Origin of the sequence: Halotia branconii CENA392 (genome assembly GCF_029953635.1) — a bacterium.
In the GTDB taxonomy this organism is placed as follows: Bacteria; Cyanobacteriota; Cyanobacteriia; order Cyanobacteriales; family Nostocaceae; genus Halotia; species Halotia branconii.
Genome location: NZ_CP124543.1, coordinates 848,306 through 867,003, shown reverse-complemented (window position 1 = coordinate 867,003; position 18,698 = coordinate 848,306). Strand labels below are relative to the sequence as shown.

Here is an 18,698-nt window from a genome sequence, read left to right as displayed (position 1 = left end):
ATAATCCAGGGTCAATACAATTTCTTTTGACTCTGGATATTTTATTATTTTCAATTATACCAAGTTGCAATAGATAGTATTATTTAGAGGAAGTAAAATCAGTGTGCAGTGATGCTTTATGCCGCAACTTTGTATTAATCTGGCAGGTCAAATAAAACTGTGGTCATATAATGCTCTGCCCAATCTTGACCAAAGGCTTTTTCGAGTACCCGACGGGTTTTGTCATTTTGTTGTTGTTTGGTGCAATAGTTGCGTTGTCCGGCGATAATTTGCAACGTCTGTTCGGGTGTCACGGGAGTAGAAGCGATCGCTTGGGTACAATGAATTTCTAAAAATTCCCGCACACGCGAAAGAAACGTTGCTTCTTCTTCTGGAGAACTGGGGCGAACAAAGATACAAAAGTCTGAAAAGATATGTCCCCATTCGGGTAATTCACGGGGTTGGGAAAAATTAGGTGGTGTCAGCGCCGCTAATGCCAAAGTATAGGATTTTGGTAAGGTACGTTCTAGGCTCACAGGAGATAGATCTGCGATCGCAGCACTAATTTGACCTCTACCCCCAACTAAATCACAACCAAACATCGGCAGGTTATATTCTGGACGGGGAAACATCACGCAATGCAGAATATCCAGCATATTGCCGATTTTTGCCAGTTCCAAGTGCATTTTTCGGAACTGGGGTGTTTGATAGCAACGATTTTCAATCGTCAGTTTCTCGCCCTCTAATTTACCTTCCACATACCCTAACTCAGTAGGCAAATGGTAAGTTGACAGATCCAAATGCTTGTACCAAACTGTCTCAATACAATCAGCAAGCTGACGAATTAAGGGATGTTGTTGCTCACGCAGCGAAGGAACAGAAGTAAATGACATGTTCTCATTGAAAATGCTATCTATTTGCCAGTCTACAACCACTAGCGCCACTCTATTCTAAGGAAACACTTACGCTTAACTAACGTAAAGTTATGAAACGATAACTTTTCCCATTGATTATAAATTTTGTACTCTAGGCTACAGAAATATTTTTATGTTAGCCCTTTCGTTAAGGCTAATACATAGTTATGAAACTAAATTCTGAAAAACCAAATTTTGCTCAACCAACAAGTCAACAGCATCGAGATTGGTTAAGTAAATCTTATGCCATAGAGTCAGAGCAAGATTTCCAAACTTCAATGTGGGTTAAGCTTTTAGAACTGCCTAACCCCTTTAGCTTTGATGAAGCACTATTACTCTGTCGGGTGTCAACAGATGAATGGCTAGCCTGGATTCCAGATTATGGAGAATGCTCATTGCATACGAGGCAATTTATTAATAATCGATAATACAGCTACTGGTAAGGGATCTGCTGGTTAATAGTGTCCCAACCAATGGGGTTTCGACTGCGCTCAACCCTCAACTGTTGAGAGTTGAGCGCAGTCGAAACTCGGTTTACTGATACTTTATTTTCACGCAAGTCCTTAAACGCTTGTCTCATCTCCATCAAAGAGAATCGACAAGTGCGGGGAGTCCATGTACTCCCCTAACTCTTGATTACGCCAACGCTGAATCAGAATGTAATAGGTTTGCCATTACTTACCTTCACAGCTCAGATAGATCAAGGACTGGTTTAAAAATATTGTGCTGGTCTTAAAGTTACTTTAAGACTGAGATTTTAAGCTTTGGTCACTTTGGATATCATTAGCCATCTACAGCTGCACTAACTTATTGTTGGGGCATGAAAAAATTCCACCTATTTACTCTTAAACTGTGCGCTGCAATGCTTCTATACGCCTATAGTACCTATTTTCTTGTGGCAAACATTTGAAAAAAGGTATAAAAGCGCGGCACTCCACTCAATGACGGCAAGCACCCGCCTATCCTATCTGCTGGGAATGTCAAGAGCAAACAGTGATGGCTGCGCTAATACCATTTCACGAAATTATTGATACAAATTACTTTTCTTACTCCCCCTACCTCCCCTGCTTCCCCTGCTTGCCCAAATGTATCAACTTTAAAGTGAAACGGTATAACGCCCGCCTTAGGATGTGTAGAGCGATCGCACCGTATTATTTACCAGGAGACTACAGCAATGATGAAAGCTGAAGATATCATGACCACCGATGTCGTTACTATTCGTGGTTCAGCAACAGTCGCTGAAGCAGTGGGACTGATGAAAGAAAAAGGTTTACGTGCTTTAGTTGTAGATTGTCGCTCTGATGATGATGCCTACGGTATCGTCACTGAAACTGACGTGGTTTATAAGGTAACAGCCTACGGTAAAGATGCTAAACAAATGAGGGTTTACGAAATTATGAGTAAACCTTGCATCGTTGTTAATCCTGAGTTGGGTGTAGAGTATGTAGCAAGGTTGTTTGCTAATACAGGTATTCATAGAGCGCCCGTGATTCAAGGCAAGTTATTAGGTATTATCTCGATTACCGATATTTTGACTAAGAGTAACTTTGTGGAAGCACCAAAAGTACTATTACTGGAGGAGAGAATCCATAAAGCGATCGCAGAGGCTCGTGCTGTTTGTACTGAACATGGTGCTTATTCTAAAGCCTGTGCAACAGCCTGGGATGAGGTAGAAGAATTGCAAGCAGAAGTTGCTCATCAAAAAGCTGAAAGCATGGTATCAGCCAAAATATCCTTTGAAGAATACTGTAAAGACAATCCAGATGCACCAGAATGTCGAAGTAGTCGAAGTGCTTGAGGGTTAGGGCATAGGGTATCCCTACCCTTCGGGAACGACTCCGTCGAACGGCTTCGCTACTTCGACTACGCTCAGCACAAGTCAGGGCAAGTGGGCATTGTTATTTTTCCTTACTCTCCTACTCTCCTGCTCCCCTGCTCCGGTCACTGAGCGTAGTCGAAGTGCTGCTTTCTGCTTCTTTAGCGTTGAGCAACCCGTATTAATAAAAATGCACCTATTCCGAAAAATATAAAGTTAGGCAACCAAGCGCCCATGAAGGGAGAAAGTATACCTGCTTGACCGATCGCACCACTAATAAAGAAAATAAGGTAGTAAGAAAAAATTACTATGACGCTAATACCAAAACTTGTTCCTCGCCCAGTCCGTTGGGGTATGGTTCCCATTGCTGCACCTACCAAGCCAAAAACTACGCAGACAAACGGCAAGGCAATTTTTTGTTGAATCCGTACTTGGAGTTTACGAATTTTTTGGCGATCGCCACCGAGACGTTCTACAGTTAGTTGTTCTAGTGCTTCACTAATATTCATTTCACCGTAGTCCCGGCTTTTTTCTGCCAAACTTAAGGGTGTGCGGGGTAATTGCAGCTGTTGATGTTCAAACCGTAAAATATTGCGATAAGAGCGATCGGCAGCCACTAAATAGATTGTGCCGTTGTAAAAATCCCAGACGTTTTGAGAACCATTCCACTGAGCAGATTCTGATACCACAATTTGACTCACACCTTCTTTAGAACGGTCTATAATCGTCAAACCCTTCATTCGCTTACCATCAAACTGGTCAGCATAAAATAAGCGTGATAATATTCTGCTTTTACTACCATCTGACTGTGGGATATCCCGGTACTCAGGATAAAAAATATTTTGCTGCTGAAAAGTTGGCTTATCCGACTTCAAGGCACTATCTAGGGTAAGAGTTGCTTGGTAATTTGCGGCTGGGGCGATTTGTTCATTAAACACAAATGTCATTCCCGTAACTACAAGACTCAACATCACAGCAGTTAGCACCATGCGATAGACACTCACCCCACAGCCACGTAGGGCAATTAATTCGCTTTCACTAGAAAGACGACTATAAGTCATCAAAGTAGCCAGCAGTGTAGACATGGGGAAGGCTAAAACGATGAAATTAGGAAGTTTTAACAAAAAAACTTGAATAGCAATGTCTATGGGTAGCCCGGATTCTACAATTTTCCTTACTAGCTCAAATACAGAATCAATGGTTACGCCAATTGACGAAAAAGCTCCAACACCAAAAAAAAATGTTGGTAGCATTTCGCTAGCAAGATAGCGATCCATGATCGTAAAAGGCAACAGTGATCTGAGGCTATAAAAAGGCTTAAACTTTGTTGATATCATAAGCAATTTGAAGAATTAAACGCAGACAATCCTGACAATATAGTAGAGTACAGGGAATAAAGAACAGACTTAAAAGTATTTTGGTATAAAGGTTTTATGAGCAATTTTTGTCATAAAATGCTAGCGATCGCTATAAATTAATAACAGATGAATGGTAAAAAATAAAAACTCAATATAGCAGTTTTCATCAAGCTCCTTTGGGGCGGGAACAGGGAATAGATTTGCCCGTTCCCTGTTCCCTTTCATTGTTTTTAATGTGTACTAGTCCCTAGCCCCTAGCCCCTTTTCTCAGAATTTAAGCCTGAAAGTTATCCCCTAAGTAGTATTGCCGGACAAGGGAATTGCTGTAAAGTTCTTCTGCAATACCAAAGGCGAGAATTTGCCCCTCGCGCATAATGTAAGCACGATCAGTAATAGCTAGGGTTTCACGAACATTGTGATCTGTGATTAAGATACCCATACCGCGATCGCGCAATCGTGCGACAATTTGCTGAATTTCGGAAACTGCAATGGGATCAACTCCGGCAAATGGTTCATCCAAAAGTAAAAACTTTGGCCCTTCTCTGCCAGCAGCCAAAGCCCTTGCTAACTCTGTTCGTCGGCGTTCACCACCAGAAAGTTGAATACCTTTACTTTTGGCTAACTTCTCCAAGCGAAACTCTCGCAGTAAAGTTTGGACTCGTTTTGGCCACTCCCATCGTGGCACGTTCGTCTGCTCTAAGACTAAAAGAAGATTATCTTGCACTGAGAGTTGGCGAAAAACACTTGGTTCTTGAGCTAAATAGCCAATACCCAATCTTGCCCTTTTGTGCATTGGCATTCCGGTAATTTCTCGGCTATCTAGCCAGACTCTCCCTTGATTAGGCTTTTCTAAACCTGTGGCAATATAAAATGTCGTCGTTTTACCAGCTCCATTAGGCCCTAGTAAACCGACGATTTCTCCTTGAGCTATAGAAAGATTGACGCGATTGACAATAAGTCGCTTGCCATAAGATTTATGAATATTCTCTAGGACAATTTTCACGATTCGCGCCTTTTGATTTGTGGTAGATGCTAATTAGAACCTTTGAAACCTGGTGTTTGAGGGGCAGGTGTAGTAGGTTGTCCGCCGTCATCTGATTCCTGAACCATGTAGATGGACTCTACCTGACGGTTGGATTGCGGTAAGGCAACAAATCGCCCTTCGTCAATCAGATAAGTTACCTTTTCAGCCCGCATACTATTACCACCCTTTTGCAAAATATAGACATTGCCACTAAAGTCAATCCGGCGTTCTTTGCTAAAGTATTGTGCTTGGGCAGCTGTTGCTTGCAGTTGACGAGCAGGGTACAACATTTGCACGTTACCACGAGCCGTTACTACTTGAGTTTTGGCATCATATTCTTGCACATCTGAACGAATTGTCAGTGGGCGATTTTCTTGCGGTGTTTGGGCAGTAGCAGTTTGCATTTGAATCGGAAAACTATTGCCACTTAATGAATTATCAGTAGACATCACGCCCCAGAGTGTAACTGGTAATAGCAAGGCTAATCCAAAACGACGTATCTGTGATATGGGCAATTGATAACAGGGCATCATAGCAATTTGGGATTTAGGATTTTTGCTTGTATACTAATTATCTCAATTACTTTATCCTGAAATAAAATCTACTATCTGGAGTAAGTTGGGATAACTGCTGGCTAAAATATTGACGCTTTGCTAAACCTAGAGGTTTCACTGTAACTTTATCCAAATTTGTGATTAGGCAGAGTCAGCAACCGTAATTGTCGCTTGATCAAGTCCAGAAGCACAAGAAGATACTGCCAGACTTTCATCTGGGGCATAATACCATTTCACGAAAAGCCTGATACAAATAAAGCATCCAGAATAAAACCCCAACCTGTAATATTCGCAACAATTGATGTGTTTAATTCCTCAAGACGTTGCCAAATAACTGTTCTTAACTCGTCCAAATTAGCAAAGCATTCCCAACTTAAATTCCTTTTTACTTCTTCCCATAAACGTTCAATGGGATTGACTTGGGGAGTATGTGGAGGTTGAAATAATAAAATAATATTTTCTGGAATTTTAAGAGTCTGGCTTAAATGAAAAGCACCATTGTCTAATTGAAGTATGTGTATATCTTCCGGATACGTAGCTGCAAACTGTTCTAAAAAGATATTGAAGCAAGCTGTGTTGAGATGAGAGAATTCCCAAATATAATACTCACCAGTTAACGGCTCTACTAAACCATATAAATAGAAATTTTCTCGTTTCCATTGCATGATGCCAATAGGTTTAATGCCACAAAGCGTGATCAGTCTTCCTAATTCTGTTTTTAATCCTACACGGCTTTCATCACCACACCAGTATCTAATTTCTTTATGTTTATCTTTTGGCTCTATGACGTGTTTTTTTATAACTTCTAGGTATTGTGGCAGTTTTTTTTAAATTCTAATTCTGCTTCTTCATTGTGTTTTATCCCTACTGCTCTTGGTACTTTTAACTTCGCTTTCATTCGATAGCGTACTGTATCATGTACTACTTTATACGACGCTCTCACACCTTGAACCGCTTTCAACCATGTTCGGATTTCTTCATAGCTTTTAAATCCAAATGGCTGTTCAAGTTCTTTTAAAAGTTGTTCTTTGGTCGAACCATCAATAATTGGCGGTCGCCCTGGACTTTTTTTTGTTGACAATAGACCGTTTATTCCCGACTCTGTATATGTTTTTAACCATCTTTGCACTGTCACTCTTTCTCTGCCTACGACAAAAGCTGCATCCTGTACCGTTCTTACTTGCCCCATTTTCAGTAAATACAAAGCTTGAACTCGTTCACGGCTTGATGCTGTTTTCTGTTTGACGAGCAGTTCATGCAACTGTTGGACTGATTCTTTTATTTCGACTTTGGTGACTCCAACCATTTTTACCCGTTCATATTTATTCCTAATTTATCTGTATCATACTTTTAGTGAATTGGTATAAGACCGAAATTTAAAATAAACTACTAAAAAATATTGGGGAATAGACAAAGTCTCCATTCCCCAATTGTTTATCCTAAATTATCTGAGTTAACTTTCACTCATCATTGAATTATGGCAATTCTCGGCAAAGGCAATGATTGATTGATATCTATTTCACCAGTAGTAATTTTGTCTGCTCCAGTTTGTTGTAGGGTTTTTAACAAATTTGTACTTTGATTCAGTAACTCGTCTACATCAATGCCGCTATAACTAGATGGATAACGTCGTAGGCGATTGCTACCTTCTCCCAGTAAAATCACAGCGCCTCGCCAGTTACGATTACCCAGATGATAAAGTGCTACAGCAATTTGCAGCACACCTTGATAAAAAGATTTTTCTGGTTCGCTGGCTTCTATCCACAGAGCTTCTAAAGTATCATGGCAGTCATAGAACTGTCCTAAATTGAACTGTTCTACGCCTTGCCAAAACTGTCGAGGGATAGTTTTGCTCATCCCATACTGTCTCGCACTTCTTTGATTGTTTCTAAAGAGATTTCTTGCTGTTCTCCAGCAAACTCGTTATCCGTTGTGAGAAAGAGCATACAATGGCATTCTTTGCGTTCTCTCATCGGTACACAAGGACAGTTCCAATATGTAGCTTTGACTTCGGCTTCTTTGTCTTCGTAGTGACGACAAGGACACAACGGCGCACCTAGATCGTCTTTATGTTTGGCTAGTCCTTCAATTACAACTGCGGTTACAGAAGGCTCAGAACAAAAGTAAGTTCCAGTCCGCTTGGCATATTGCTCGGAAAAATGCCGCATTGCCTCTAGGCTTTTTTCTGTGGATTTGGCGTTGGCTTCTGATGATATCATGTGGATCGGCAACTCATAACTTAAATATTTCTTTGCATTGTACCTCAGCCTCACTAAGCAATTACTGGGTGAGTTTCCCCAACCTGAGTTTTTCAATTTGAATGTAATGATTTTTGCAACTGTGATTGCAATGCTTGATCATTCTGTAGGACGATGCCAGGATAGTCCCAATTAATTACTTCTTCTGGCAATGAGATATGCTTCCATAACACCCAACGACTACCCTGTGGTAAGGAGGAAAGTGTCAAGGGGTTTTGAGTTAACCAAATTACAGGATAGCTGTAAAACTCGTTAATACTAGTTTCTTCTTGAAACGCGGTCGCTGCTAGGGTTTCTAAAACAATACGCTCACCTTTGACTAATCCTGTTGATGCTGTCCACAGTTGTACCTGTAGCTGTTGTTGATGTGCATAAAAGTACAAAGACGCTGCGGCAATTACTGCTTGTTCAAAATTTTCTGCTTGCCAACCACCGGCACTATCAAGAGCAATAATTATTTCCTGTCCGCCCGTGATCATTTCTAATTCTCGCACTCGCAATTCACCATAGCGCGCACTAGTACGCCAGTGAATCAGACGAGTGGGATCTCCGATGCGATAAGGACGTAGCGATCGCACTAATCCTGTGGTTGCTGTCTGCAATGGTCTACCGTGAGGATCGCCCCTTTTACTCTCTTCTTGTCCCATCTCATCTACTAAAGGACATGTAGCCAGAGGTAAAACAGGAGGATAAACGATCGCGATCGCCGCGCAATCATGCTGACGACGAGACCAAAATAATCCCAAAGGCGCACCACTCACCAGTTCAACTGTACCCCAGCGATAAATACCTCGATGTTGGGTAGGGTGATAATATACCCAACGATAACTACCTTGGCTAGGTATTACTTCTATTGCCGTTTGTATTGGCTTGCCTAAAACAAACGGCAAGATATCTTCAATTTGTAGTAAGCTTACAGGTTGATTTTTTTGGTTGTGGATTTCTAATTCCACTGTCAAGTCATCTCCTGCTGATACAGGCGAGATGGGATGGCGGGTAATAAATAGACCAACAAGCGATCGCGGTGGTAAAATTGCGGCTATACCAAGCAGAGCAAAACTCACACCGCTAATTGCATACAGCCATCCAGCCATAGTATTAATAGCTGCCCCGAAAAAACAAATAGCAATGCCTGCTAATACCCAACCAGTGTATGCAGGGGTGCTAGCACGAATTTCTAACCAGTTAGTAATGGGTTTGGTGATTTTCATGTTTCTTTTTTAACCCAACACTGATTGAAATTCACAGTCTTTCATAGGTTGACCAAACTCAGTAATAACCTGTTGTCGCTGATTTCTCAGTTTTTGGGTTTGGGCTAATTAGAACCCACATTAGGCGATCGCGTTATCATTGGCGCGATCGCCTTTAGTGAAGCCGATTCAGCCTAAGTAAAAGCGAGTTTTGAAATGCGATCGCGGTTGGCCTGTGAGCTGGGGAGGTGCGATCGCAAAAATTATATCAATGTTCAGTTTACCATTTTACTTTTTAACAAGTTGGTTGAAGCGATCGCCCCCGGTGGGATGTAGCCTATTGCCAAATCATGATTATGAACACCTGATGCTAAACCACTACACTAAAAGTAGTGGTTTTCATTCAAGGAAGGTTACTAGAGTGAAGAGCAAGAATCAAGTTGTTTTTACCGTAATTTTAAAAAGCGCTATTGTCTTTTCACCTTTGCTGGTATCTGCTAATATTACCAGCGGGCAACCCATACCATCCGTGTCTAGAGAATTGACTCCTGTCCCAGTAATATCAAATCAGCAGCAGGAAAAACTAGCGCAAGCAGCAGTAGAAAATCGCACTCCCGAACCAGAACAATCTAATTTAGAACGTGCCTTTAATCCTACAACTATCCTAATGAATATCTGGTTGGTCATATTGAGTTTATTTCCAGTTGCAGTTATTGCTCTATTTTGGTTGTTAAGACGGGTAGCAATCCGTGAAATTGTGAATAGAGCAATGGCACAGTTAGAGGGAGTTGAAAATTTACAAAACCAGTTAGTTATTGTTAAGCAAGAAGCTGAAAATACTATTCAAGATGCTAAAAAGCTCAATCGTCAATTAGAAAAGGAGGCTGAGTCATTACAAGAAAAAATAAAAATACATCAAGAAAATTTATCAACCTTGACATCTGAACTATTGCAATCAAAAGATAAGATTTTTGCGGGACTAGAAACCGATGTCAAAAGTGTTCAACAAAATATAAAGAAATTAGAATCTGAATTTGCTGGGGAATTATCCCAATTACAGTTGGATAGTCAACTTCAAAGGAATCTCACAGTAGAGAATATAGCCAAACTAGAATCGGAGCTAGCCTCTCAGTTTTCTGAATTAAAATTAGGTGTTGAACAACAAAAAAATCTAGCTTTAGAAAGCATAGAACAAAATAAATATGATTTTATTGCTCAATTTGCAAATGTTCAAGGTGATACTCAAAAACAAAAGGATAGCATCCTTAATAATTTAACTAAATTGCAGACAGAGTTTGTCACACAATTATCTGAGTTAGAAACAGATGCTCGAAAACAAAAGGATATCATTTTAAAAAATTTAGGAGAATCAGAAACTTTATTTCAATCTCAATTAGCCCAATTACAATCTGAAACTCAGGTACAAAAGAACAATATTATTGAGAGTTTTACAAAATCTCAAGCTAAGTTTGCATCTCAACTATCTCAGTTACAGATAGATGCAGAACAAAATAAAAATACAACGCTGGAAAATTTAGAAAAACTAGAAAACACATTTAAATCTTATCTATCGGAATTACAGTTAGATACGCAGCAACAAAAAGATAATATATTTGATGATCTGATTCAACTAAAAACTGAGTTTGCATCTCAACTATCAGAATTACAGGTGAATGCTCAAGCTCAAAAAGAGCTGATAATTGCGAATTTAGAAAGTTCAGGTTCGGAGTTTGTTTCTCAGTTTTCAGAATTACAATCGAACGCTCAACAACAAAAGCTGCTAATTCTAGAAAAACTAGAAAAGTTAGAAACGGAATTTGTTTCTCAACTCTCGGAATTACAGTTAGATGCTCAACAACGCAAGGATGCAATTTTGCATGAATTGGTTGAAGTGAAACCTACCTCTATTGCTGAAAAGGAGGAAACCCAAGAACCACAACCACAACCGAAATTATTAGCAGATGATTATATGCAAGAGGGAGATACTTTATTTTCTCAAAAGCAGTATCTAGATGCGATCGCAGTTTATAATAGAGCAGTTAAACTTCAGCCGAATGAACCTATTGTTTGGTTAAAACGAGGTTTGACTTTAGTTAGATTAAAACGTTATCAAGATGCGATCGCCTCTTACGATAGAGCAATTGAGATTCAACCTGATTATCATCAAGCATGGTGCGATCGCGGTGTAGCTTTTGGTAACTTACGACAGCATCAACAGGCTTTTGACTCTTTTGATCAAGCTATACAACTCCAACCAAATGATGCCATTGCTTGGTTAAATCGTGGGCTTTCACTGGTAGAATTAGAGCAATACGAAGAAGCGATCGCCAGCTTTGATCAGTCACTAAAATTTCAACCTGATTCCCCTAAAGCTTGGGATAAACGTGGTTATACTTTGGTAAGATTAGGACGTGATGATGAAGCGATCGCTAGTTTTAATAAAGCATTAGAAATTAAGTCAGATTACGCCAGGACTTATTACAACAAAGCAGCTTGTTATGCACTACAAAGGCAAGTTGAATTAGCTTTAGAAAATCTCCAACAGGCAATCCAACTGAATCCTATATACAAAGAAGATGCCGCAACCGATATAGATTTTGATGAAATTGCAGATGATGCTAACTTTAAACAGTTGATTGCTGTTTAAATCATCTCAAATTCTAAATTATGACTTTCAACAAAATCATGAGTGAAATGATCCACCACATTTGTATCAGCAAGTTCTAAATTATAAAAGTCTACAACCTCATGCTCAAAATATGGCCCAGCGTGCCAAGTACCCTCATTCAATTTAATAAAACAATTTCCCGGAATCCGAAAAGCGGCAATTTCTTCTAAAACAGGTGTATTTCTATCATTATGAGGAGGACAAACTGCGATTAACCAATCTTTACCTGCCAAAGCACCTAAACATTGAGTGCATTGCAAATGGCGAGTAATTTGATGAAATTTCCGCCCCTTCTTATCTAACCGCATAATATAAAATCGCGGAGTCCCATTTTGTAAATTTAACTGGGCATCTTCTACATCAAAATTCTTACCATCTTGACTTGCAAAAATTACCTGTCCATAACGTCGAAAGTTTTCAGAGTTAATCAACTCTGCTGGTAATTGTTTTAGTGTTTGTGATGTACTCATAAAAATTTTTGATTTTGCAAAAAATTTTAGGCGTTGCATAAATGCAGGATGATTTTTATCACGCAGAGGCGCAGAGAGAATGAGGAGTTTTAGATATCAACACATAAATTTCATCTCTAGATTCAGCAACGCAAAATTTTACTATGACTTACGCAAATAATCTTTTCTCTGTTACCTCAGCGACTCTGCGGTTAGTTTTTCATATTTAATCATTACCATTCTAACTCTTCAGGAATAAGCGATTTAGGAATCACAGACACTTGTTGATCGCGATTTGCAGGCTTTGTGTACCACCAAGCCCAAGCAATTAAAACTCCTTGTAACGGCAGTCTTACAACATGAATCCAAGGTGAATTGGGTATATGATCAACTTTAATTAGATTAACTGCCATATTGATATTGGCTGGGTAAACAGCAATAAAAAGTGCAACTAATCCCCAAGCAGCAGCTTGACTTACAGGTGGAACTAATAAGCCAATACCACCCAAAATTTCATAAAAGCCACTGAGATAAACTAATCCTAAAGGATAGGGAAGTTGAGGAGGCACAATTCTCACATACTGTTCTGGCACAATAAAATGTGTGACTCCAACTACAATAATAGATACTGCCAGGATGACACGTAAAAGTTCCTTATATTTATTCATAGGTTTTGCTTAATTTATTCCTACTAATTCAGTATTGATTGCCTAGTATCAGTCTGTCTTCAATCAATAGGGATAAAAATTGGCTAAATTTTGCCAAAATACCACTTGCGACTTTAAAGTAAATTAATAACTAAAACAACGATCCATCTTCAGACTCATGTATGACGGTAAATTTTAATCGGCGTAAATTTGTTTTGTCTGGTTCAGCAGTTCTTGGTATCGGCTTTTTACTAGAAGCTTGCAATAACAACCAAGCTACGACACCAAAAACAGCAAATAGTAGTCAATGGTTTAAAGTAGCGATCGCCCTTCCTGGAAGCAGTACAGATCAAGCTTGGAATCAATCTGGTTACGAAGGGATAAATCAGGTAAGACAAAAGCTGTGTGCAGAAGTAGCTTATGTAGAACAAGTAGCACCAGCAGATCAAACAAAAGCATTAACAGATTTTGCCCGTAAAGGTTACAACGTAGTTTTTGCCCACGGCGGACAATTTGATGCAGCAGTCAAACAAGTAGCTGCAAAGTTTCCCAACACATTTTTTGTTGCTGTTAACGGTTCTGTTAAAGGCAAAAATATCGCCGCTTTAAGAATAGATCACCTACAAGTTAGCTATTTGTGTGGAATTATTGCCGCTTCTATGACTAAATCTAACAAATTAGCTTATATTGCCGGACAAAAATTTGCAGCTACTCAAGAAGAATTACGGGGATTTGAATTAGGGGCAAAATCTATAAAACCAAATATTCAAATTACCTCTACCTTCACAGGTGATTGGAATGATGTTGCCAAAGCCAAAGAAGCAACATTGACATTAATTGCATCTGGCATAGATGTAATTTATCAATGGTTAGATAATGCCTCAGCCGTAGTGTTGCAAACTGCTAGTGAAAAGGGAGTTTATGCTTTTGGAAATACTAAAGATCAATTAAATATAGCCCCCAAAGCAGTTTTAACTAGTGCCGTGAAACGATTAGATTTAGCAATAGTATATTTAGCAGAATTGGCAAAACAACAACAAATCAAAGGTCAAATATATACTATAGGTTTAGAAAAACCAGATATATTAAATTTAGGAAAATTTGGCTCAATGGTTCCAGAACAAGTTAAACAAAAGGCCTTAAATACAAAACAGGAGATTATTGATAAAAAAATTATCTTTGAAAATTGCAATGAGGGTGGTAAAGACACACGTTGTGTGAAAAAAGCCTCAGTCTAAAATTTAGACATTTGTAAATTTTACATCACATTCATTTATTTTCGAGGAACTCATCAACTGTAATTCCAGCTTGTCGAATTAGACTTCTTAATAATCCAGGTGCTAGTTCTCGATGATGTTGGAACTGATAAGGTGGGTTTTGAGTCATGCCATAATATAATATGACTTCCGGTTTGGTGATCTAATATATAATTAAACTTCTCAAAAACTTTAACAGCTTCTTTACCAGAAATATTTGATAAACGCCCCATTTATACTACAACTTCTGTGATAAATGTTTGTGATTCTTGAGGAAAATAAGGCTTACCATGTTGAGTTTGAACGTATAGATATCCTTTAATAGCATCTTTAATATTTTCTATAGCTTCATCAAGTGTTTTGCCTTGACTCATACAGCCAGGAAGTTCGGGAACTTCAGCAATGTATCCTTCATATTCTGAATCAAAACTGAAAATTACTTGGAATTTCATAGTTGTGTAATTGAGTTGCTTAATATAAGTAAAGTACACAATTTAGTTGTAAATCTCTTTGCGATGTCCAATCCAATCAATAAAAATAATTCTTTTCTCGAAACTAGGGCTTCTGGCTCATACTCAACTGAGTAATTCATCCGTTTCTTAAACCTAGTCTCTGCATAACTTCTGCTGCAAAAACACCTCTTATACCTGTGTACGTTTCTGAATTGCTAGTATTTCTTGTTTAAAATTCTCATTGATGGTTTGATTTATATCTAGGTCTACTAGTAGTTCTTCTATAGTTTCTAGAACAGTTTCTCGAATGAGGGCTTTAAGTTCTTCGATAGTAAGTTCGTTAACTTGCATAGCAGTGACTTCATTCATTAAAGGCTTACTTATCAATTTTATAGGACTTACGCAATAACTCTCTAAAACCCTCTTAACTTCGTGTTCTCTGCGTCCTTGGCGGTTCGTTTTTCCATTTCTTTGCGTAAGTCCTGTTTTATTCTAGTTTTTTATTGTATTTTTCACAGAAGCGATGTCTGACGACAAGCCGCTTTGCGTCTACGCATAATTGTTGTACTGTGAAGAAATGTAGTTATCTATACACAGTTTTATCTTTGCAATACTATCAGTTTTACCCTGAGGAGGATGTTTATTTGTGATGCTTCCCCAGTTAGCAGATAAAGGAAGATGTCTGCGGACTGAATATAGAGTAATCTCTACCTTAAACAGTACTATTGTTCTACTATAACCACAATAAAGATAGTATTATTAAGGATTGTTTCACCAAAACAGTCTGAAATGTCAAGGATAAAGGATGAAGTCAGAACTTGTTACATAACTTCGCTCCTTTGGGGCAAAGGAATCAACTTTTTCAAGATTCATTTTTTGGTACTTATACTGTTTTATACCTACATTTTACGCCGCCTTTCACCATTCCGATATGTCAGATAACAAGCTAGCCGCATCCCTGAATGGACATCTTCCGCACCCCAACCAAAATGACCGGAACACGATTCGGATTAGGGGTGCTAGGCAGCATAATCTGAAAAATATTGATTTGGAATTGCCACGCGATCGCCTGATTGTATTTACTGGTGTATCTGGTTCGGGTAAGTCTTCTTTAGCTTTTGATACGATTTTTGCAGAAGGGCAACGTCGCTATGTTGAATCTCTTAGCGCCTACGCCCGGCAATTTTTAGGACAGTTGGATAAACCGGACGTGGAAGCAATTGAAGGCTTAAGTCCAGCAATTTCCATTGACCAAAAATCTACATCTCATAACCCCCGTTCTACAGTCGGGACGGTGACGGAGATTTACGATTATTTACGGTTGTTGTTTGGGCGGGCTGGTGAACCCCATTGTCCGATATGCGATCGCTCTATTGCACCCCAGACAATTGATGAGATGTGCGATCGCATTTTAGAGTTACCAGATCGCACTCGATTTCAAATTCTCGCCCCTGTTGTCCGCGGAAAAAAAGGCACTCACCGCAAGTTGTTATCTAGTCTTGCTTCCCAAGGTTTTGTCCGTGTACGGATTGATGGCGAAGTTCGAGAATTATCAGACTCGATTGAATTAGATAAAAATTTAACTCACACGATTGAGGTTGTAATCGACCGTTTGGTGAAAAAACCAGACATCCAAGAACGCTTGGTAGATTCTTTATCTACGTGTCTGAAGCAATCTGGTGGGATTGCTAATATTGTCGTTAGTCAGTCGTCAGTAGTCAGTAGTGATAATCAACAAACAACTGACAAGGAACAACTGACAACTGACAGCGAAGAAGAATTAGTGTTTTCGGAAAACTTTGCTTGTCCAGTACATGGGGCGGTGATGGAGGAATTATCACCGCGTTTGTTTTCGTTTAACTCGCCTTATGGCGCTTGTGCTAATTGTCATGGAATCGGGACTTTAAGAAGATTTGCACCAGATTTGGTAGTACCTAACCCTGAAGCACCAATTTATGCTGCGATCGCGCCTTGGTCAGAAAAAGATAATTCATATTATCTGGAATTACTTTATAGTTTGGGTCAAGCTCATGGGTTTGAGTTACAAACACATTGGAATAATTTGACAGCAGAACAACAAGAGATTGTTTTGTATGGGGAGAAGGGAGAACGAACCGCAGAGGCACGGAGGACACAGAGTTTTAAGGGTGCTATTCCCATTTTGCAGCGGCAATATGAAGGGGGTTCGGAGTTAATTAAGCAAAAATTAGAGCAGTATTTGGTTGATCAACCATGTGAGGTTTGTGGGGGGAAAAGGTTAAAGGCTGAGGCTTTGGCGGTACGGTTAGGACAATATGGAATTTTAGATTTAACTGGGGTATCAATTCGAGATTGTCAAGAAAGAACTGCTCAGTTAAAGTTGAGCGATCGCCAAATGCAAATTGCTGATTTAGTATTGAGAGAAATCAAAGCTAGATTGCAATTTTTGTTGGATGTAGGTTTAGATTACTTGACTCTTGATCGTCCGGCAATGACTCTTTCTGGTGGTGAAGCCCAACGGATTCGCCTTGCAACTCAAATTGGTTCTGGTTTAACTGGAGTTCTCTATGTTTTAGATGAGCCGAGTATTGGTTTACATCAACGAGATAATGGACGGTTACTCAAAACTTTAACTAAATTGCGTGATTTAGGTAATACATTAATTGTGGTTGAGCATGATGAAGAAACGATTCGTGCAGCTAACCATATTGTTGATATTGGGCCGGGTGCAGGAATCCACGGTGGGAATATTATCGCCCAAGGTGATTTACAGGCGTTGTTAACAGCAGAAGATTCCTTAACAGGTGCTTATTTATCTGGACGGCGAGTCATTAATACCCCAGCAGAACGTCGAGCAGGAAATGGGCGCAGTTTGGTAATTAATAATGCCCATCGTAACAACTTAAGAAATATTGATGTTGAAATACCATTGGGTGAACTTGTCGCTGTAACTGGTGTTTCAGGTTCAGGTAAATCGACTTTGATTAACGAATTACTTTACCCGTCACTGCAACACCACTTGACGAAGAAAGTTCCTTTACCGAAACAGTTACAGGAAATTAAGGGATTAAATGCAGTTGATAAAGCGATCGTTATCGATCAATCTCCAATTGGACGTACACCACGTTCCAATCCTGCAACTTACACAGGTGTTTTCGATGCGATTCGAGATGTATTTTCTCAAACAGTAGAAGCCAAAGCTAGGGGTTACAAACCTGGACAATTTTCTTTTAATGTTAAAGGTGGACGTTGCGAAGCTTGTAGCGGACAAGGTGTCAACGTCATCGAAATGAACTTTTTACCAGATGTTTATGTCCAATGTGAAATTTGTAAAGGTGCAAGATATAACCGTGAAACTTTGCAAGTAAAGTACAAAGATAAATCTATTTCTGATGTTCTCAATATGACAGTTGAGGAAAGTTTAGAGTTTTTTCAAAACATTCCTAAAGCTGTAACTCGTTTGCAAACTTTATATGATGTTGGTTTGGGTTATGTCAAACTTGGACAACCTGCGACTACATTATCTGGTGGTGAAGCGCAGCGGGTAAAATTAGCAACAGAACTATCACGCCGCGCTACAGGTAAAACGCTTTATTTAATAGATGAACCCACGACAGGTTTGTCTTTTTATGATGTCCACAAATTATTGGATGTGTTGCAACGTTTAGTGGATAAAGGCAATTCGATTTTAGTCATTGAACACAATTTAGATGTAATTCGTTGTGCTGACTGGGTGATTGATTTGGGGCCTGAAGGTGGCGATAAAGGGGGAGAAATAATTGCTGTAGGGACACCAGAGGAAATTGCCAAAAATTCCCGCTCTTATACGGGACAGTATTTGCAGCAGGTATTGCAGCATTATCCCGCGATCAAAAAATAGTCGAGGAGAGCGATCGCCTATATAGTTGTAAACTCATTGCTCCCTGCGGCCTTAATCATAATGTGAGTTCTATCAACTTTAAATTCTAAAACCTTTGACCAACGTAATCAGCAAAAAGTTAAAATTGATTGGCGTTTTGTCGCTTCAGATCTAGAGTTAAATTTCAACGATTGTATCCTGATTTAGACCTGTCATAATTTTTTTGGTGGACTATTAAAAGGCTTGAAATCCTCTGGAAGTATGAGCTGTTAGTTTCTTTGTAGGGATGCCAACT

19 protein-coding genes and 1 pseudogene are annotated in these 18,698 nt (G+C 39.3%); 5 read left to right on the top strand and 15 right to left on the bottom strand.

Translation table 11 applies throughout. The features are described from left to right. Nucleotides 1-134: 134 nt before the first annotated feature. Nucleotides 135-872, bottom strand: a complete 738-nt coding sequence (locus QI031_RS03840) for a phycocyanobilin:ferredoxin oxidoreductase (RefSeq protein WP_281483896.1) — start codon at nucleotides 870-872, stop codon at nucleotides 135-137. 188 nt (nucleotides 873-1,060) lie between these two features. Here QI031_RS03840 and QI031_RS03835 point away from each other — a divergent pair, with 188 nt between their 5' ends. Together QI031_RS03835 and QI031_RS03830 are read left to right on the top strand one after the other, a co-directional pair. Further along, nucleotides 1,061-1,321, top strand: coding sequence for a hypothetical protein (locus tag QI031_RS03835; protein ID WP_281483895.1), 261 nt, complete (start codon nucleotides 1,061-1,063; stop codon nucleotides 1,319-1,321). A 746-nt stretch (nucleotides 1,322-2,067) separates the two neighbouring features. Continuing rightward, entirely contained in the window at nucleotides 2,068-2,691 is a 624-nt protein-coding gene (locus QI031_RS03830) for a CBS domain-containing protein (protein ID WP_281483894.1), read from the top strand. A gap of 179 nt (nucleotides 2,692-2,870) precedes the next feature. On the opposite strand, the gene QI031_RS03825 is transcribed toward QI031_RS03830, so the two are convergent. From QI031_RS03825 to QI031_RS03790, 8 genes are all read right to left on the bottom strand, one after another. Further along, nucleotides 2,871-3,986 carry an LptF/LptG family permease gene (locus QI031_RS03825; RefSeq protein ID WP_281483893.1) on the bottom strand — a complete coding sequence of 372 codons (1,116 nt, stop codon included), beginning with the start codon at nucleotides 3,984-3,986 and terminating at the stop codon, nucleotides 2,871-2,873. 355 nt (nucleotides 3,987-4,341) lie between these two features. Beyond that, entirely contained in the window at nucleotides 4,342-5,070 is a 729-nt protein-coding gene (lptB, locus tag QI031_RS03820; RefSeq protein ID WP_281483892.1) for an LPS export ABC transporter ATP-binding protein, read from the bottom strand. 29 nt (nucleotides 5,071-5,099) lie between these two features. Next, complete coding sequence (locus QI031_RS03815) at nucleotides 5,100-5,624, bottom strand: LptA/OstA family protein (protein WP_281483891.1); 525 nt, start codon at nucleotides 5,622-5,624, stop codon at nucleotides 5,100-5,102. Between the two features lie 254 nt (nucleotides 5,625-5,878). Further along, nucleotides 5,879-6,403, bottom strand: coding sequence for an IS630 family transposase (locus tag QI031_RS03810; protein WP_281485908.1), 525 nt, complete (start codon nucleotides 6,401-6,403; stop codon nucleotides 5,879-5,881). Nucleotides 6,404-6,450: 47 nt separating this feature from the next. After that, a complete protein-coding gene (locus QI031_RS03805; RefSeq protein WP_281480997.1) occupies nucleotides 6,451-6,951 on the bottom strand; it encodes a helix-turn-helix domain-containing protein in 501 nt (166 codons plus the stop codon). Between the two features lie 161 nt (nucleotides 6,952-7,112). Next, the gene (locus QI031_RS03800; protein WP_281483890.1) at nucleotides 7,113-7,502 is read right to left on the bottom strand and encodes a DUF309 domain-containing protein; all 390 of its coding nucleotides are present in this window, start codon (nucleotides 7,500-7,502) and stop codon (nucleotides 7,113-7,115) included. Further along, nucleotides 7,499-7,864 carry a ferredoxin thioredoxin reductase catalytic beta subunit gene (locus QI031_RS03795; RefSeq protein ID WP_281483889.1) on the bottom strand — a complete coding sequence of 122 codons (366 nt, stop codon included), beginning with the start codon at nucleotides 7,862-7,864 and terminating at the stop codon, nucleotides 7,499-7,501. The genes QI031_RS03800 and QI031_RS03795 overlap by 4 nt, the downstream gene beginning before the upstream one ends. Before the next feature lie 92 nt (nucleotides 7,865-7,956). Next, entirely contained in the window at nucleotides 7,957-9,114 is a 1,158-nt protein-coding gene (locus QI031_RS03790; RefSeq protein WP_281483888.1) for a DUF58 domain-containing protein, read from the bottom strand. Nucleotides 9,115-9,460: 346 nt separating this feature from the next. Between QI031_RS03790 and QI031_RS03785 the strand changes: the two genes are divergently transcribed. Beyond that, nucleotides 9,461-11,740 carry a tetratricopeptide repeat protein gene (locus QI031_RS03785; RefSeq protein WP_425526026.1) on the top strand — a complete coding sequence of 760 codons (2,280 nt, stop codon included), beginning with the start codon at nucleotides 9,461-9,463 and terminating at the stop codon, nucleotides 11,738-11,740. On the opposite strand, the gene QI031_RS03780 is transcribed toward QI031_RS03785, so the two are convergent. Continuing rightward, nucleotides 11,737-12,231, bottom strand: coding sequence for an ureidoglycolate lyase (locus tag QI031_RS03780; RefSeq protein ID WP_281483887.1), 495 nt, complete (start codon nucleotides 12,229-12,231; stop codon nucleotides 11,737-11,739). The genes QI031_RS03785 and QI031_RS03780 overlap by 4 nt on opposite strands. 212 nt (nucleotides 12,232-12,443) lie before the next feature. Further along, nucleotides 12,444-12,878 carry a DoxX family protein gene (locus QI031_RS03775; protein WP_281483886.1) on the bottom strand — a complete coding sequence of 145 codons (435 nt, stop codon included), beginning with the start codon at nucleotides 12,876-12,878 and terminating at the stop codon, nucleotides 12,444-12,446. 161 nt (nucleotides 12,879-13,039) lie between these two features. On the opposite strand from QI031_RS03775, the gene QI031_RS03770 reads away from it, so the two are divergent. Continuing rightward, nucleotides 13,040-14,095, top strand: coding sequence for a BMP family protein (locus QI031_RS03770; protein WP_281483885.1), 1,056 nt, complete (start codon nucleotides 13,040-13,042; stop codon nucleotides 14,093-14,095). Between the two features lie 31 nt (nucleotides 14,096-14,126). Here the strand turns inward: QI031_RS03770 and QI031_RS31670 are convergent, their stop codons facing one another. The 4 genes and pseudogenes from QI031_RS31670 to QI031_RS03755 all read right to left on the bottom strand — a co-directional run bounded on the left by QI031_RS31670 (nucleotide 14,127) and on the right by QI031_RS03755 (nucleotide 14,934). Further along, nucleotides 14,127-14,243, bottom strand: coding sequence for a type II toxin-antitoxin system HicA family toxin (locus tag QI031_RS31670; protein WP_425526052.1), 117 nt, complete (start codon nucleotides 14,241-14,243; stop codon nucleotides 14,127-14,129). Nucleotides 14,244-14,262: 19 nt separating this feature from the next. Beyond that, a pseudogene (locus QI031_RS03765) lies at nucleotides 14,263-14,346 on the bottom strand (type II toxin-antitoxin system HicA family toxin); the annotation flags it as partial. Continuing rightward, nucleotides 14,347-14,565, bottom strand: a complete 219-nt coding sequence (locus tag QI031_RS03760) for a type II toxin-antitoxin system HicB family antitoxin (protein WP_281483884.1) — start codon at nucleotides 14,563-14,565, stop codon at nucleotides 14,347-14,349. Nucleotides 14,566-14,754: 189 nt separating this feature from the next. Further along, a complete protein-coding gene (locus QI031_RS03755) occupies nucleotides 14,755-14,934 on the bottom strand; it encodes a hypothetical protein (protein WP_281483883.1) in 180 nt (59 codons plus the stop codon). 562 nt (nucleotides 14,935-15,496) lie between these two features. Here QI031_RS03755 and uvrA point away from each other — a divergent pair. After that, complete coding sequence (uvrA, locus tag QI031_RS03750) at nucleotides 15,497-18,424, top strand: excinuclease ABC subunit UvrA (RefSeq protein ID WP_281483882.1); 2,928 nt, start codon at nucleotides 15,497-15,499, stop codon at nucleotides 18,422-18,424. Nucleotides 18,425-18,698 lie beyond the last annotated feature (274 nt).